Source organism: Acidovorax sp. (assembly GCF_046339755.1).
In the GTDB taxonomy this organism is placed as follows: Bacteria; Pseudomonadota; Gammaproteobacteria; order Burkholderiales; family Burkholderiaceae_C; genus Acidovorax.
On sequence record NZ_JBKDTZ010000393.1, the window covers coordinates 1 to 15659 of the forward strand.

The following is a 15659-nucleotide window of genomic DNA, read 5'->3' on the forward strand; positions in this document are numbered from 1 at the left end:
CGACCAGACCCGCAGCATGCCGAAGCGCCACCCGACCTCCAGGATGGCCATGCCCAAGGCGAACAGGTAGGTGCCGATGATGGTGGAGAACTGCAGCACCGAATCGCCCAGCACGTAGGACGCAAGGGCGCCGGCCGCCAGTTCATAGAGCAGGCCGCAGGCCGCCACCACGAACACGCTGGCCAGCAGCGCGACATCGATGGGGCGCACGCCCGGTGCGGGCACGGGGGGGAGGGAGGTGGAGGTAGGGTTCGAGGACAAGCCGCTATTGTGCTGCGAACGGCGAGGGCACAGGCCGCTGGCGGGTGTGCTCAGCGCCCTGAGCGTTTCGGTCAGCAGCGCCCCCGGGCGTTGGCCAGCACCTCCTGGCCCCAGGCGGCCCGTGGGGCCCACATACTGGAAGTTGATTGGTGCATCCCTGTGCCCGCCTCGGCGTGCAGCCTCAGGATGTCCAGACGCCGTGTGTAGTCCTGGCGTGAATGGCGGGCGCACAAGGAGGCCGCGTCAAAACTGGTAGTTCACACTGACCAGCAGGCTGCGCGGGGCGCCCGGCATGGCATCGGAGCGCCAGTATTCCTTGTCCAGCAGGTTCGACAGGGCAGCGGTTGCCGTCCATGCGCCCTGGCGCCAGCCGACCAGCGCATCCCAGCGCGTGTAGCCGGGCACCTGCGAGGTATTGGCGGCATTGAGCCAGCGCGCACTGGTGTGCGTGGCGCCGATCTCTGCGTACCACGGGCCTTGCGGCGCGTAGCGCACGAAGATGTTGCCGTTGCGCAAGGCGGTGTCGGGCAGGTGCTTGCCTACCAAAGCCGGTTGCTGCTTGTCGGCCACCACCTTGGCACTGGTCACGCCCACGCCGCCGCGCACGTACCACGACGAGGCCACGCGGCCTGCGGCGCTGAACTCGATGCCGCGCGAGCGCTCCTTGCCGCGCACGGTCCAGGTGAATGGGTCATTGACCGCGTCGGGACGGTAGCGGATGTTGGCATGCTGCAGCTGGTAGGCCGACAGCTGGGTGGAGAGGGCGCCGCCCAGCCAGTCGCTCTTCACCCCCACTTCGATCTGGCGCGAGTACTGGGGTTCGGCGTCGTACACGGCGGTGGGCGAGACATCCACGCTGATCATGCCGCGCCCGCCGTAGGGCGAGTAGCTCTTGTTCCACGAGGCGTACAGGCTGTGTTCGCGCACCGGCTGCCAGACCACGCCCAGGCGCGGGCTCACCGAGTCGCCGTCGTAGCCACGGCCCACACTGGTCAGCAGGTTGGTGCTGTGGAAGTCGAAGCGGTCGTAGCGCAGGCCGGCCAGCACTTTCCACTCGGGCGTCAGGCTGATGAGGTCCTGCACGTACAGGGCCTGGCTTTCAGCCTTGTGCAGGTTGTGCTGGGTCGGGTTGCCCTGGGCCGGCCTGGCGCCCCAGGCGATGGGCTGCAGCGGGTCGTAGCTGAAGGTGGACGCGGGCTGGCCGATGCGCGGATGGCGCTTTTCCTCGCTCACTTCCACACCCACCAGCACCTCGTGCTGGATGCTGCCAGTGCTGAACTTGCCCGTCAGGTCTACCGTGTTGGACAGGGTCTCGTTGGCCGTCTGCTGCCAGGCGTAGTTGGGCCGCACCTGGCCGCGCCAGGTGCAGGCCGCGCCCGCCGAGGTCTGGCCCGCCGCATTGCAGTAGGTGCCGGCGAAGTAGTGGTCGAAGTCCTGGCTGGCCTCGCGCTTGCTGGCCACCCAGCGCACGCTCCAGGCCTTGTTGAAGTCGTAGGAGAGGTCCGAGCGCAGCACGCGCAGGCGGTCTTCCACATAGTCGTCCGGGTGGGCGAAGCCCTTGCGGATCGAGACGCCGGCCGGCAGCTGGTCGTAGGCCGGGCCCCGGTCGGGCGCGCGCCAGATGTTGTCGTAGGTGTACTGGCCGGCCCAGCGCAGGCCGGTGCGGGTGTCCACCAGGATGCTGGGCGAGACCATCTCGTTCTGGTTGCTGATGCCGCTGCGGAAGCTGTTGGCCTGCTCGCGGTCGGCCGTCAGGCGCACCGCCACGTGCTCGTTGATGACCTTGTTGATATCGAGCGTGCCGCCGTAGTTGTCCCACGAGCCGCCGCGCAGGGTGATGCTGCTCTTGGCATCGAAACGCGCCTGCTTGCTCACCAGGTTCACGATGCCACCGCCGCTGCTGCGGCCGTAGAGCACCGAGGCCGGGCCCTTCAGGATCTCGATGCGCTCCACATTGGCCGTGCTGCGGCGCACCTGGCCGCTCTCGCGCACGCCGTCGCGGTAGATGTCGCCCGAGTCGGCGTTGAAGCCGCGGATCATCACGCCCTCGCCGCGCATGTCGTACTTGGTGTTCACGCCCGGCACACCGTCGAGCATGATCGCCAGGTCATTGATGCCGTAGCTCTTGTATTTGTTGACCTCCAGCGTGTCGATGGTCTGCGGGATGTCCCGCGGCGCCATATAGGTCTTGGTGGCGGTGGTCACGCCCTCGGGGCGCACATCGTCGGCGTCGTACTGCGAGCCTGTGACCTGCACGGCAGGCAGTGCGGCATCGGCCTGGGCCCAGGCCTGCTGCGCTGTGCCCAGCAAGGCCAGCAGGCTGGCGGCTGCGGTGGCTGTCCAATGAAAACGGGCAGCCTTGTTGCTGCCCGCAGGGTGCTTGTGTGCCATGGGTACTCCAGATATTCGAACGTGCAGCCCCTCCGGCCGCTACCGCTCACACGAAGTACACATTTTAATACAAACGATAATTATTCTTATTCAACTCTTTGCACGCCAAGGCACAAACGCGAGCAGGGCCCGTGAAGGCCCGTTGGAATGCGCCACCCCCTGCCCTCAATGGATGGCGGCGGCGACGATGAGGCTGATGCCCAGGCACATGGCAGCCACCACGACGCCCAGCGCCACATTCTGCTTCTCGACAATCTCGCCCCACAGGTCGTAGGGGGTGATCTTGTCGACGATGACAAAGCACAGCCAAAAGATGACGACGCCGATCAGCGCGTACAGGATGGACCCGAGGAACGCCGCGGGCTTGAGCCATTCGATTCCCATCATGGTGGAAGCTCCTTGATAAATTACTTGTGCCCGCCGCCGCCGCTGGAATAGCCGCCGAACGAGCCGCCCGAACTGCGGTAACCACTGCCGGACGACCCGGAACAGTTGCTCAGCAGGATCAGCAGGATGATGATGACGATCGCGATGATGATGATGGTGCCGCAGCCCAGGCCCGATTTGGCCACGAAGGGCCCCGGGTCGTCGCGCTGCAGCACGTCTTTCTTGTCTTCGAGCTTGAAGGCCTTGGCCACGGTATCGCTGGCCAGCTTGTCACCCGAGGACCAGGTCACCTCATTGGGCGTCTGCTCCATCGACAGCAGGCCCTTCGCGCTGGCGAAGTCGCGGTTCGAGGTCTTCTGGCCGCGCGTGACCTGCCAGTAGAACTCGCCGAGCACATAGGTGGTCTCGGCCTCGTAGCTGTATTTGAGCTGGTAGGTGGTGCCCAGGTAGGTGGCGCTGCGGCCGCTGGCCGCCATCTGCGGCGCACCCGTGGTGGGGCGCACCATGCTCCAGCCGTCCTCGGCATCGACCAGGAAAGCAAAGCCGCGCTTCTGGTTGTACAGCAGGTACTCGCTCCAGCCGAAGTGCTCGTCGTCGCCGGGCTCCACCCCCATGCGGTGCTGGAAGCCCACCACCTGCCAGTGCACGCCTTGCAGCTGGCCCTTGCTGCCCAACGGGATGATGGGGCGCACGGGCTCGTCCTGCTCGGCCGAGCGCAGCTCGCCGCCCACGCCGCTATCGAGCGAGATGATGCTCGCGCACGACCCGCAGGTGACGCTCTTGGTGGTGGACAGCTGCACCTGCACCGGTGCACCGCAGTGCGGGCAATTGAACTGGCGGCCCTTCTCGTCCTTGGCCGACTCGTCCTTGAGGCCGGTGAGCTTCAAGTCCTCCAGCAGCACGGCACGGCCGCGCTCCAGGTGCGGCGGCGTATGGCCGTAGTCGATGCTGAGCACCTCGCCATCGGCGCTGCGCAGCTCGACCATGTCGAAGGGCTGGCCCAGCGGCGGCAGCTTGGGCAGCTCGCCCTGGGCCGAGATCAGCGTGGCGCTGCCGCTGAAGGCGACGGAGTACGACTTGCCGGAAATGGCCGTGGTGGCGCCGATGCGAAAGCGGCTGGCCTCGGGCAGCTCGCGCCCGGCTTCCATGGGCCGCGTGAACACATAGGCGCCGTTGTCCTCGCCCAGGCTGGCCAGGGTGCCATCCTGCAGGAAGGCGGACCACTCGGTCCAGACACCCGCCTCGGTCTTGTACTGCAGCCGGCCGATCAGCGTGAACGGGATTTCCTTGCCGTCGAGCGTGATGCGCCCGCTGGCCATGAGCTGCAGCGGGCTGTGGTCGTCGAACAGCTCGGCCATCTTGCCCAGGCGCTGCAGCACGTCGCCGCTGCGCACCACGGTGCTCTGGCAGTAGCCGCAGACGGCGTGCGTGGACTGCGCGCTGCGGAATTCAACCGGCGCGCCGCAGCCCGGGCAGGGCGCGCGGTAGGAACGCTGTGTGGGTTCAGTGGCCATTCGGACGGTGCGCTCGACAGCCGGGTGCGGCCATGCAGGGGCCCGTCAGCCCGCTGCTGCCCGCACGCCTGGCGCCGGTAGCGAAGGTAGGTTGCACCGGCCTCAGATCAGCTTCTTGAGCAGTTCGGACTTCTTGGCATCGAACTCTTCCTGGGTCAGGATACCCTTGGACTTGAGTTCACCGAGCTTCTCGAGCGTGGCCATCACGTCCTCGGGCTTGACGCCGGTCGCCGCGGCCACGGCCGCCGCTGCGGGAGCGGGGTTGCCGCCACCCTGCAGGCCTTGCTGCAGGTTCTGCGCCATCACCTGGCCCAGCGCCACGCCAGCCCCCAGGCCCATGGCATCGCCCGCGATGCCGCTGCCGCCACCGCTGTTCTCGGCGAACTTGGGGATGGCCTGGGCCGTCTGGTACTGCATGAACTTGGCCATGTCGTTGCCGACCATGCCCATGCCGATCTTCTGGTCCAGGATTTTCTGCAACTCCTCGGGCAGCGAGACGTTCTGCACCGTCAGGTTCTCGATCAGGAGGCCCAGCTTGGCGAAGATCGGCGCGAGTTCCTTGGTCAGCGCGTCGGCGAACATGACCTGGTTGGCCGCCAGGTCCAGGAAGGGCAGGCCGCTGCCGGCAATCGCGTTGCTGATGTTCTGCAGCACCAGGCCGCGCAACTGGCCTTCGAGGTCGCCCACGGGGTAGACATCGCGCGTGCCCGAGATCTCGGTGTGGAACAGCTTGGGGTCGGCAATGCGGAAGGCGTAGTTGCCGAAGGCGCGCAGGCGAACCGCACCGAAGTCCTTGTCGCGGATGGTGATGGGCTGGGGCGTGCCCCATTTCTGGTCGATCTGCTGGCGCGTGCTGAAGAAGTAGACATCGCTCTTGAAGGGCGACTCGAACAGCTTGTCCCAGTTCTTGAGGTAGGTCAGCACCGGCAGCGTCTGCGTGGTGAGCTTGTAGGTGCCGGGGCCGAAGACGTCCGCCACCTTGCCTTCGTTGACGAACACGGCCATCTGCGACTCGCGCACCACCAGCGTGCCGCCGTTCTGGATTTCCATGCCGCTCATCGGGAAGCGCCAGGCCAGCGTGCCATCGCCATCCTCGGTCCACTGGAGGACGTCGATGAACTGTTTCTTGATGAAGTCCATGAGGGCCATGTCTGCTCCCTAGTGCGTTGCCGCAGTTGAAAAGACGTCCATCATAGCAACGGGGTTGGCACCGCCAAGGGCATTTTGATTCCCCAGTGCGTGACGGAATTCACGGTGTGGCGGGGCGGCAGCCAAAGCGCGGTCATCAATAGTTTCAATGCTGAAACTAGCCGAACTCAATTGGCCCTGGCTATTGAGAATGCCTACCATTTCATGACCGGCGGCACTGCCGCACGAATGAAGAAAGGATTCCACCATGGCCCGCATCCGCCAACTCGCCCAGCAGAACAAGACCATGCTCATGAAGACCGGCAGCTACTACCTGATCCACATCAGCGTGGCGGCCATGGTGGCCTATGCCGTCACGGGCAACCTCTGGGCCTCGCTCACGCTGAGCCTGCTCGAACCCACGGTGCAGGCCGTGGCCTTCTTCTTCCATGAAAAGGCCTGGGACCGCGCGGCCCGCCGCCGCTCAGCCAGCGCTGCCGATGCCCTGCCTGCCGCGGCCTGACGGCCATGCGCAAGCAGTTCACCCAATGGGCACAGCAGCTTCTCGCGGCCTACGCCCAGGTGCATTGAACGCCGCCTGGCCGCGGGCTCAATGTCCCTCGAAATCCACCAGGGTGTAGAGCGGCAGGCCTGATTCCCTCAGTCGCTGCGAACCGCCGAGCTCCGGCAGGTCGACGATGGCCGCGCCCTCGGTCACGGTGGCGCCCAGCTTCTCCAGCAGGCGCCGGCCGGCCATCATGGTGCCGCCGGTGGCAATGAGGTCGTCGATCAGCAGCACGCGGTCGCCGGGCTTGACGGCATCGGTGTGCAACTCCACCGTGGCGCTGCCGTATTCGAGTTCGTAGGTCTCCTCCACCGTGGTGAAGGGCAGCTTGCCCTTCTTGCGGATCGGCACGAAGCCCACGTTGAGTTCATAGGCCACCACGGCGCCCAGGATGAAGCCGCGCGCATCGAGCCCGGCCACCACATCGGGACGCAGGGCCTTGTCCATGTAGCGGTGCACGAAGGCATCGATGAGCACGCGGAACACCTTGGGGTCCTGCAGCAGCGGCGTGATGTCGCGGAACTGCACGCCGGGCGCCGGCCAGTCGGGCACGGTGCGGATGTGCTGGCGCAGGTATTCGTTGACGCTGAGGGGCTGCATGGGGTGTGGGGTGGATGGCACAAAGGGTGCGAGTGTAAACACCAGCGCGGGGTCTGCAGCCGCAAATGCGGGCCCATAATGGATCATCGTTACACCTGCGGTACGCAGGCCCTCCTGCCCCTGATCCGACCATCCAGCCACACCGGCCATGCCCATCTCCGTCCTGCTGATCGAAGACGACCGGGAACACGCACGGGCGCTCGTCGATGCATTGGTGGACCCCTGGCTGGGCTGGAAGGCGCACGTGGCGCCCTCGCTCGTGCAGGCACAGCTGTGGCTCAGGGACCACACACCAGACATTGTGCTGGTCTGCCAGCATTTCTCCGACGGCTCGGCCTACGACGTGCTCGAGCACATGGGCCGCGTGCCGGCCATGATCATCGTGGATGCCGGGGCCGACGCCCAGGCGGCGCACGCCATGCGCCACGGCTTTGCCGATTTCGCCATCCGCGACCCCGGCTGCAATTACCTGCTGGCCCTGCCGGCGCAGATCGAAGCGGTGCTCGAGCACAGCAGCAGCCAGCGCGCGCGGCGTGCGGCCGAGGCCATGCTGGCGCGCCAGCACCGGCTGCTGCAGGCCATTTCGCGCGCCCAGGCGGTTTTCATCGCCAGCTCCACGCCCCGCGCGGCATTCGATGCCCTGCTGCACGAGCTCATGGAGCTCACGGGCAGCCGCTTCGGCCTGCTGGGCCAGGTCCAGCGCCACCAGGACGGCAGGCCGCTGCTGCGCCTGCACTCCATGGCCGACGTGGACTGGGACGAGGCTGCACGCGAGCGCTACATGGGCGGCGCCCAGGAGGGCATCGTGCTCGACGACCTGGACTCCCCGCCAGGCCAGGCCATGGCGACCGAGCAGCCGGTGATCCAGAACAACAACCCCGCGGCAGCTGCCGAGCAAGGTGCGGGCCTGCCGCCGGGGCATCCGCCCATCGTCTCCTACATGGGCCTGCCCATCCTGGCCTCGGGCGAGCTGGTCGCCGTGGTGGGGCTGGCCAACCGGCCCGGCGGCTACAGCGCCACCGACGTGCAGTTCCTGCAACCGCTGCTGAGCACCATCGGCCAGCTGGAGCTGGCACGCCGGGCCGAGCTCGCCCGCCGGCAGGTGGAGGAGCAGCTGGCGCGCACCAGCGAGCTGCTGGCCGACAAGACCCGCGCGCTGCAGAGCACCCTGGCCAGCGTGTCGCAGGGCATCACCAAGGTCGATGGCGAGGGCCGCATCCGCGTCTACAACCAGCGCTACCTGGAGCTCTTGAACCTGCCCGAGGAACTGCTCGCGAGAGAGCCCCGGGTGGAGGAGGTGGTGCGCTTCCAGACCGAGCGCGGCGACTTCGGCACCGGCTTCCAGCTGATCGAATCCAAGGCCCGGGACTACGTGGGCGCCGAGTACGCCGCGCATGGCGGCAAGCTGACCATGCCGGACAGCTACGTCCGCCGCACGGTGGCCGGCCGCTTCATCGAGGTGCGCACGCGCCCGCTGGAGGACGGCGGCCGGGTGCGCACCTTCACCGACGTGACCGACTACCTGGGTGCGCTGGAGGCCCTGCGCGAGAGCGAGGCGCGCTGGCGCAGCCTGACCCAGCTGTCCTCCGACTGGTATTGGGAGCAGGATGCCGAGTTCCGCTTCGTACGCCTGGAGGGCAGTCCGCAGAACAAGATGGACCTGCCCGACAACCAGCTCTATGGCCTCACGCGCTGGGAGTTGCCCAATACCTTTGCAGACGACGGCCAGTGGCGCGCGCACCGCGAGCAGCTCGCGCAGCGCCAGGTGTTCCGCAATTTCGAGATCCAGCGCATGTCGGCCGCGGGCGAGCCGATCTGGGTGTCCATCAGCGGCGAACCGATCTTCAATGCCGAGGGCGAGTTCACGGGCTACCGCGGGCTGGCGCGCGACATCACCGAGCGCAAGCGCGCCGAGGCCGAGATCCAGCGCCTGGCCTTCTACGACGAATTGACCAAGCTGCCCAACCGCCGCCTGCTGCTGGACCGGCTGGAGCGCGTGGCGACGGCCTGCGAGCGCGAGGGCCAGCATGGCGCCCTGCTGTTCCTGGACCTGGACAACTTCAAGGGCATCAACGACACCATGGGCCATGAGTGGGGCGACCGCCTGCTGGTGCAGGTGGGTGACCGCCTGCGCGCCAGCGTGCGCGCCACCGACACCGTGGCGCGCCTGGGGGGCGATGAATTCGTGGTGGTGCTGGCCGGCCTGAGCAGCGAGGAGACCGGGGCCGCCGTCGAGTCGGAGGCGGTGGCGCAGAAGGTGCTGCAGGCCCTCAACGAGCCCTACGACATGGATGGCAGCGAGCTGCACAGCACGCCCAGCATCGGCATTGCGCTGTTCCGCAACCGGGAGCAGCCCGTCAACGAACTGCTCAAGCGGGCCGATCTGGCGATGTACCAGGCCAAGGCCCAGGGGCGCAACACGCTGTGCTTCTTCGACCCGGCCATGCAGGCGGCGGCCACGGCGCGCTCGGCGCTGGAGGGCGACATCCGCCAGGGCATCCAGCGCAACGAGTTCCTGCTGCACTACCAGCCCGTGGTCAACGCCACGGGCCAGACCATGGGCGCCGAGGCCCTGGTGCGCTGGCAGCACCCGCAGCGCGGCATGGTGCCGCCGGGTCAGTTCATTCCACTGGCCGAGCAGACCGGGCTGATCCTGCCGCTGGGCCAGCGCGTGCTGCACCTGGCCTGTGAGCAATTGGCGCGCTGGAACCGCGACAGTGCCACAGCGGCCTGGACCGTGGCCGGGAACGTGAGCGCGCAGGAGTTCCGCCACACCGAATTCGTGCCCCAGGTGCTGCAGGCGCTCTACACCACGGGCGCCGATCCGGGGCGGCTCAAGCTGGAGCTGACCGAGAGCCTGCTGCTCACCGACGTGGAGGAGAGCATCGTGAAGATGCAGGTGCTGCGCAACCTGGGCGTGGGCTTCTCGCTCGACGACTTCGGCACCGGCTACTCCTCGCTGGCCTACCTCAAGCGCCTGCCGCTGGACCAGCTCAAGATCGACCAGAGCTTCGTGCGCGACGTGCTCACCGACCCCAACGACGCCGCCATTGCCTGCACCATCGTCGCGCTGGCGCACAGCCTGGGCCTGGACGTGGTGGCAGAAGGGGTGGAGACCGAGGGCCAGCACGACTTCCTGCTGCGCAACGGCTGCCAGCAGTTCCAGGGCTATCTCTTTGGGCGGCCCGGCCCCGCAGAGGCGCTGCAGCCCGGCTGATCCGGCCTGTCAGCCTTTCAGCAACTTGGCCTCGGCCAGGCTCAGCGCCGCGGGGTGGCCCGACAGCACCAGCGTGTCGCCCTCGGCCAGCGCCGCATCGTCCACCGCAGCACTCACATGGCCGTTGGCTCGGCGCAGGTTGACCACGCGCACGCCCATGGCAGGCAGGGCCAGCTCGCCCAGCGCCTGGCCCAGGGTCTTGGCGCCCAAAGGCAGGGTGACGGTGGCCAGGCGCTCCTGGTCGCGCTCGTTGACGGTGTCGTCGTCGGCCCCGTGGAAGTAGCCGCGCAGCAGGTTGTAGCGCGCATCGCGCTGGTCCTGCACCAGGCGCAGCACGCGGCGCATGGGCACGCCCACCAGGGCCAGGGCATGGCTGGCCATCATCAGCGAGCCTTCGATGGCCTCGGGCACGACCTCGGTCGCGCCGGCATCCCGCAGCTTGTCCAGGTGCAGGTCGTCCTGCGTGCGCACCACCACCGGCACCTGCGGGGCATGGGAGCGGGTGTTGGCCAGCACCTTGAGCGCGGCGGGCACGTCGATGTAGGTCACGGCCACGGCGCTGGCACGCACCAGGCCAGCCGCCATGAGCGCCTGCAGGCGCGTGGCGTCGCCATACACCACCGAGTCGCCGGCGGCGGCGGCCTGGCGCACGCGGTCCGGGTCCAGGTCGAGCGCCATGTAGGGAATGCCTTCGTGCTCCAGCATGCGCGCCAGGTTCTGGCCCGAGCGGCCGTAGCCGCAGATGATCACGTGCTTGCTCGAATTGATGGACTTGCGCGCAATCGTCGTCATCTGCAGCGACTGCTGCAGCCAGTCGCTGGCCACCAGCCTCATCACGATGCGGTTGCTGTGCATGATGAGGAAGGGCGTGGCCAGCATGGACAGCACCATGGCCGCCAGGATGGGGTTCATGAGCGCGGGCTGCACCAGGTTGTTGGTCTGGGCCAGCGACAGCAGCACGAAGCCGAACTCGCCGGCCTGCGCCAGGTACAGCCCGGTGCGCAGCGAGACCCCTGTGGTGGCCCCCATGCCGCGCGCCAGCACCAGGATCACCACCAGCTTGAGCGTGATCGGCACCACCAGCAGCGCCAGCACCAGGCCCCAGCGGTCGACCAGGATGTGCCAGTCCAGCATCATGCCGATGGTGATGAAGAACAGCCCGAGCAGCACGTCGTGGAAGGGCCGGATGTCGGTACCCACCTGGTGGCTGTACTCGGTCTCGGACACCAGCACGCCGGCGATGAAGGCCCCGAGCGCCAGGCTCAGGCCGGCCACCTCGGTGAGCCAGGACAGGCCCAGGGTGATGAGCAGCAGGTTGAGCATGAACAGCTCTTCGCTCTTGCGGCGCGCAACCAGGGTCAGCCACCAGCGCATCACGCGCTGGCCGCCGGTGAGCAAGAGGCCCACCAGCACCGTGGCCTTGAGCAGGGCCCAGCCCAGAGCCACCAGAAGCTTGTCGGGCGAAGACCCCAGGGCCGGGATCAGCACCAGCAGCGGCACCACGGCCAGATCCTGGAACAGCAGGATGCCCATGACATTGCGGCCGTGCTCGCTTTCGAGTTCGGCGCGCTCGGCCATGAGCTTGACCACGATGGCCGTGCTGCTCATGGCCATGACGCCCGACAGGGCCAGGGCCGTCTGCCAGCCCATGTCCCAGATACCGCCGAGCAGGTAGGAGAAGGCCAGCGAACCACCGGCCGCCAGGGTCATGGTCACCACCACCTGCATCAGCCCCAGGCCGAACACCTGGCGGCGCATGGCGCGCAGCTTGGGCAGGCTGAACTCCAACCCGATGGCGAACATCAGGAACACCACGCCGAACTCGCCCAGATGGCGCACGCCCTCGGAGTTCTGGGCCAGTGCCAGCGCATGCGGGCCGATCAGCACCCCGGCGGCGAGGTAGCCCAGCATGGGCGGCAGCTTCAGGCTGCGGCAGACCACCACGCCCAGCACCGCGGCCAAGAGGTAGAGCAGGGTGAGGGCGAGTGAGGACATAGGCTGATGCTATCCGAGCCCGGGCAGGCCGGTCGATAGAATCTCGCGCATGACCGCCGTACCTCCCCCTTTCGATGCCGAGCAGGCGCTGCGCCTGGCCCGCGAGACCTTCGGCATCGAAGCCGCCGCCCTGAACGCCCTGGCCGCCCGCGTGGATGCACGCTTTGCCAACGCCGTGCAGATGGCGCTGTCCATCCGCGGCCGCGTGGTCGTGATGGGCATGGGCAAGAGCGGCCATGTGGGCCGCAAGATCGCTGCCACCCTGGCGTCCACGGGCACGCCGTCCTTCTTCGTGCACCCGGGCGAGGCCAGCCATGGCGACCTGGGCATGGTGACCGAGCACGATATGGTGCTGGCCATCTCCAACAGCGGCGAGAGCGGCGAACTCACCGCCATCCTGCCGGTGCTCAAGCGCCTGGGCGTCCCGCTGCTGGCCCTGACCGGCGGGCTCGATTCCACCCTGGCGCGCCACGCCGACCTGGTACTCGACTGCAGCGTGGACCGCGAAGCCTGCCCGCTGAACCTGGCCCCCACCGCCAGCACCACGGCCCAGCTGGCCATGGGCGACGCGCTGGCCGTGGCCCTGCTCGATGCGCGCGGCTTCCGCCCCGAAGACTTCGCGCGCTCGCACCCCGGTGGTGCCCTGGGCCGCAAGCTGCTGACGCATGTGAGCGACGTCATGCGCTCGGGTGGCGACGTGCCGCGCGTGGCGCCCGAGGCCTCGTTCAGCGAGCTGATGCGCGAGATGAGCGCCAAGGGCCTGGGCGCCTCGGCCATCGTGGATGCGGCCGGCCAGATCCTGGGCATCTTCACCGATGGCGACCTGCGCCGTCGCATCGAGGCCGGCGCCGATCTGCGTGCCGCCACCGCAGCCCAGGTGATGCACCCTTCACCCCGGCGCATTGCCCCGGACGCCCTGGCCGTGGATGCCGCCGAGCTCATGGAGGCCCACAGCATCACCAGCGTGCTGGTGGTGGACGCTGCCGGGGCACTCGTCGGCGTGGTGCATATCGGCGACCTGATGCGCGCCAAGGTGATCTGAGCCATGGCGAGCCCCCTTTCTGGACAGCCGGCCTTGCACTTCGCCCCCGAACTCCTGTTGCGCGCCCAGGCTGTGCGCGTGGCCTTCTTCGACGTGGACGGCGTGCTCACCGATGGCAGCCTGCTGTTCACCGACGCCGGCGAAACCATCAAGCGCTTCAACACCCTGGACGGCCACGGCCTCAAGCTGCTGCAGAAGGCCGGCATCACGCCGGCCGTGATCACCGGCCGCGACTCGGCCCCGCTGCGCGTGCGCTTGAAGGCGCTGGGTGTGGAGCACGCCGTCTTCGGCACTGAGGACAAGCGCCCCGCGGCCGAGGACATCCTGGCCCGGCTGGGCCTCACCTGGGACCAGGCCGCCGCCATGGGCGATGACTGGCCCGACCTGCCCGTGATGCGCCGCAGCGCGCTGGCCTGCGCGCCGGCCAATGCCCAGATCGAGGCCCGGCAGAACGCCCACTATGTGACCACCGCGCGCGGTGGGGATGGCGCAGCGCGCGAGTTCTGCGATCTGCTGCTCGTCGCCACCGGGCACTATGCCCGCCTGCTGGCAGACTACACCGCATGACCGCCGTCCCGCATTCTTCGCCCGCCACCCCCGACCTGCTTGCCGGAGGCCGCCCATGAGCCGCCGCCGCATGCTGCAGCAAAGCTGGGAGCGCATTACCCTTTACCTGCCGGTGATGATCATGGGCCTGCTGGCCCTGGGCACCTGGTGGCTGGTGCGCAATGCGCCCGCGCCCCTGGCGCCGGCCACGCAGAAGGCCCGCAGCAACCAGCCCGACTATTCGATGAAAGCGTTCTCGGTCAAGAGCTTCGATGCCAAGGGCCGGCTGCAAAGCGAGGTGCAGGGCGACCTGGCACGGCACTTCCCGGATACGGACACGCTGGAAATCGACCATGCGCGCATGCGCTCGGTGGCGCTGGACGGGCGTCTGACCCTGGCCACGGCCAACCGCGCCCTGAGCAATGCCGACGGCAGCGAAGTCCAGCTGTTCGGCAATGCCATCGTCACGCGCGAGCCGCTGCCCGCCCGCTCCGGCGTGGCCGCCCAGCCGCGCATGGAGTTCCGCAGCGAATTCCTGCACGCCTACACCCAGACCGAGCGCGTGCGCTCGGACAAGCCCGTGGTGCTGACGCGGGGCAATGACCGCTTCACGGCCGATGGCATGGACTACGACCACCTCGACCAGGTGCTGCAGCTGCGCGGGCGGGTCAAGGGCGTGCTCATGCCGGGTCCCGCCAAGTAAGCTGGCGCTGCACCATGCCATCCGCCACCACCACCAAGGCCTTCATGACCCTGCAAGAGCAAACACCACTGGCCTTCATCACCGGCGCCTCCAGCGGCATCGGCCAGGCCCTGGCCCTGCGCTTTCACCAGGCCGGCTACCGCCTGGCCCTGGTGGCGCGCCGCACCGAGGAGGTCAAGGCATGGGCGGTCGCGCAGGGCATCGACCCGGCGGACTACGCGATCTACGGCGCCGATGTCGCGGTGGTGGACAGCATCGTCGCCGCCGGGCGCGACTGCCTGGCGCGCCAGGGCGTGCCCGACGTGGTGATCGCCAATGCCGGCATCAGCGTGGGCATGGACACGGCCGTGCGCGGCGACATCGACGTCATGGCGCGCACCTTCGCCACCAACAACATCGGCATGGCCGCCTCCTTCCACCCCTTCGTCGACGCCATGGTGCAGCGCGGCAGCGGCACCTTCGTGGGCATCGGCAGCGTGGCCGGCATCCGCGGGCTGCCCGGCCATGGCGCCTACTGCGGCAGCAAGGCCGCGGTCATCAGCTACTGCGAAAGCCTGCGCGGGGAGATGCGGCCCCATGGCGTGCGCGTGGTGACCATCTCGCCCGGCTACATCGACACCCCGCTGACCCAGCGCAACCGCTACGGCATGCCCTTCCTCATGAAGGCCGAGGATTTTGCGGAGCGCGCCTACCGCGCCATCACCGCAGGCGTCACCTACCGCGTGATCCCCTGGCAGATGGGCGTGGTGGCCAAGCTCATGCGCCTGCTGCCCAACTGGGTATACGACAAGGCTCTGGCTGGCCGGCCGCGCAAACGCCGAGAAGACGAGTGACAACCCCCTGAGCCCCTTCGCGCCTCGGTGCGTCCACCAGAGGCGGCCACGCTTCACTACCGTCCAAGCCTGCGCAGGCAGGCTTGGAGCCGCGGCCCTCAGCCCCTTCTCTCGGATGGCTGAGCCGTTCGGGAAGGGGGACACCGCCAGCGCGGCGCTTCGCGCCACCGAAGATCGCGGCAAAGCCGTGCAAAAGATCCGGGCATGAAAAAAGCCCCCGAAGGGGCTTGTCCTGGGTGCGCGCGAGGCGCTGCCGGTTGGCTCAGTAGCCGCTGTTGCCGCCACCACCGTAGCCGCCGCCACCGCCGCTGCGGCCACCTCCGCCGCCGTTGCGCGAGCCGGAGCCGTAGGGGCTGCGGAAACCGCCTTCGCTGCGGCCGCCACCACCGTAGCCACCACCGCCGCCGCCATCACCACGGCCAACGCCGCCGTAACCGCCACCGCCGTCACCACGGCCGCCACCACCACCGTAGCCGC

14 protein-coding genes and 1 pseudogene are annotated in these 15659 nt (G+C 68.2%); 6 read left to right on the forward strand and 9 right to left on the reverse strand.

Features of this window, described 5'->3' with window-relative positions:
- The 6 genes and pseudogenes from ACK59X_RS33505 to ACK59X_RS33530 all read right to left on the reverse strand — a co-directional run.
- A pseudogene (locus ACK59X_RS33505) lies at positions 1-261 on the reverse strand (hypothetical protein); the annotation flags it as partial.
- A 243-nt stretch (positions 262-504) separates the two neighbouring features.
- Positions 505-2652: a TonB-dependent receptor gene (locus tag ACK59X_RS33510; RefSeq protein ID WP_409963642.1), complete on the reverse strand. Its 2148-nt coding sequence runs from the start codon at positions 2650-2652 to the stop codon at positions 505-507.
- A gap of 165 nt (positions 2653-2817) precedes the next feature.
- Complete coding sequence (locus ACK59X_RS33515) at positions 2818-3039, reverse strand: DUF350 domain-containing protein (protein ID WP_409963644.1); 222 nt, start codon at positions 3037-3039, stop codon at positions 2818-2820.
- 20 nt (positions 3040-3059) lie between these two features.
- On the reverse strand, positions 3060-4553 hold the full coding sequence (locus ACK59X_RS33520) for a DUF4178 domain-containing protein (RefSeq protein ID WP_409963646.1): 1494 nt from the start codon (positions 4551-4553) through the stop codon (positions 3060-3062).
- A 102-nt stretch (positions 4554-4655) separates the two neighbouring features.
- Positions 4656-5702: an SPFH domain-containing protein gene (locus ACK59X_RS33525; protein WP_409963648.1), complete on the reverse strand. Its 1047-nt coding sequence runs from the start codon at positions 5700-5702 to the stop codon at positions 4656-4658.
- 9 nt (positions 5703-5711) lie between these two features.
- Positions 5712-5951: a hypothetical protein gene (locus ACK59X_RS33530; protein ID WP_409963650.1), complete on the reverse strand. Its 240-nt coding sequence runs from the start codon at positions 5949-5951 to the stop codon at positions 5712-5714.
- Between ACK59X_RS33530 and ACK59X_RS33535 the strand changes: the two genes are divergently transcribed.
- Positions 5950-6204: a DUF2061 domain-containing protein gene (locus ACK59X_RS33535; RefSeq protein WP_409963652.1), complete on the forward strand. Its 255-nt coding sequence runs from the start codon at positions 5950-5952 to the stop codon at positions 6202-6204. The two genes, ACK59X_RS33530 and ACK59X_RS33535, sit on opposite strands and share 2 nt — an antisense overlap.
- Before the next feature lie 87 nt (positions 6205-6291).
- On the opposite strand, the gene ACK59X_RS33540 is transcribed toward ACK59X_RS33535, so the two are convergent.
- Complete coding sequence (locus ACK59X_RS33540) at positions 6292-6846, reverse strand: adenine phosphoribosyltransferase (RefSeq protein ID WP_409963654.1); 555 nt, start codon at positions 6844-6846, stop codon at positions 6292-6294.
- 148 nt (positions 6847-6994) lie between these two features.
- Between ACK59X_RS33540 and ACK59X_RS33545 the strand changes: the two genes are divergently transcribed.
- Positions 6995-10063 carry an EAL domain-containing protein gene (locus ACK59X_RS33545; RefSeq protein ID WP_409963656.1) on the forward strand — a complete coding sequence of 1023 codons (3069 nt, stop codon included), beginning with the start codon at positions 6995-6997 and terminating at the stop codon, positions 10061-10063.
- A 9-nt stretch (positions 10064-10072) separates the two neighbouring features.
- On the opposite strand, the gene ACK59X_RS33550 is transcribed toward ACK59X_RS33545, so the two are convergent.
- A complete protein-coding gene (locus ACK59X_RS33550) occupies positions 10073-12058 on the reverse strand; it encodes a monovalent cation:proton antiporter-2 (CPA2) family protein (RefSeq protein WP_409963658.1) in 1986 nt (661 codons plus the stop codon).
- 49 nt (positions 12059-12107) lie between these two features.
- On the opposite strand from ACK59X_RS33550, the gene ACK59X_RS33555 reads away from it, so the two are divergent.
- From ACK59X_RS33555 to ACK59X_RS33570, 4 genes are read left to right on the forward strand one after another with little or no spacing between them, the layout of a single operon-like run.
- Positions 12108-13100, forward strand: coding sequence for an SIS domain-containing protein (locus tag ACK59X_RS33555; protein WP_409963660.1), 993 nt, complete (start codon positions 12108-12110; stop codon positions 13098-13100).
- A gap of 3 nt (positions 13101-13103) precedes the next feature.
- Positions 13104-13667, forward strand: coding sequence for a KdsC family phosphatase (locus ACK59X_RS33560; RefSeq protein WP_409963661.1), 564 nt, complete (start codon positions 13104-13106; stop codon positions 13665-13667).
- A 55-nt stretch (positions 13668-13722) separates the two neighbouring features.
- Entirely contained in the window at positions 13723-14349 is a 627-nt protein-coding gene (gene lptC, locus ACK59X_RS33565; protein ID WP_409963663.1) for an LPS export ABC transporter periplasmic protein LptC, read from the forward strand.
- 14 nt (positions 14350-14363) lie between these two features.
- Complete coding sequence (locus ACK59X_RS33570) at positions 14364-15182, forward strand: SDR family oxidoreductase (protein ID WP_409963665.1); 819 nt, start codon at positions 14364-14366, stop codon at positions 15180-15182.
- A gap of 262 nt (positions 15183-15444) precedes the next feature.
- On the opposite strand, the gene ACK59X_RS33575 is transcribed toward ACK59X_RS33570, so the two are convergent.
- A partial coding sequence (locus ACK59X_RS33575; protein WP_409963667.1) for a hypothetical protein occupies positions 15445-15659 on the reverse strand: 215 nt, incomplete at its 5' end.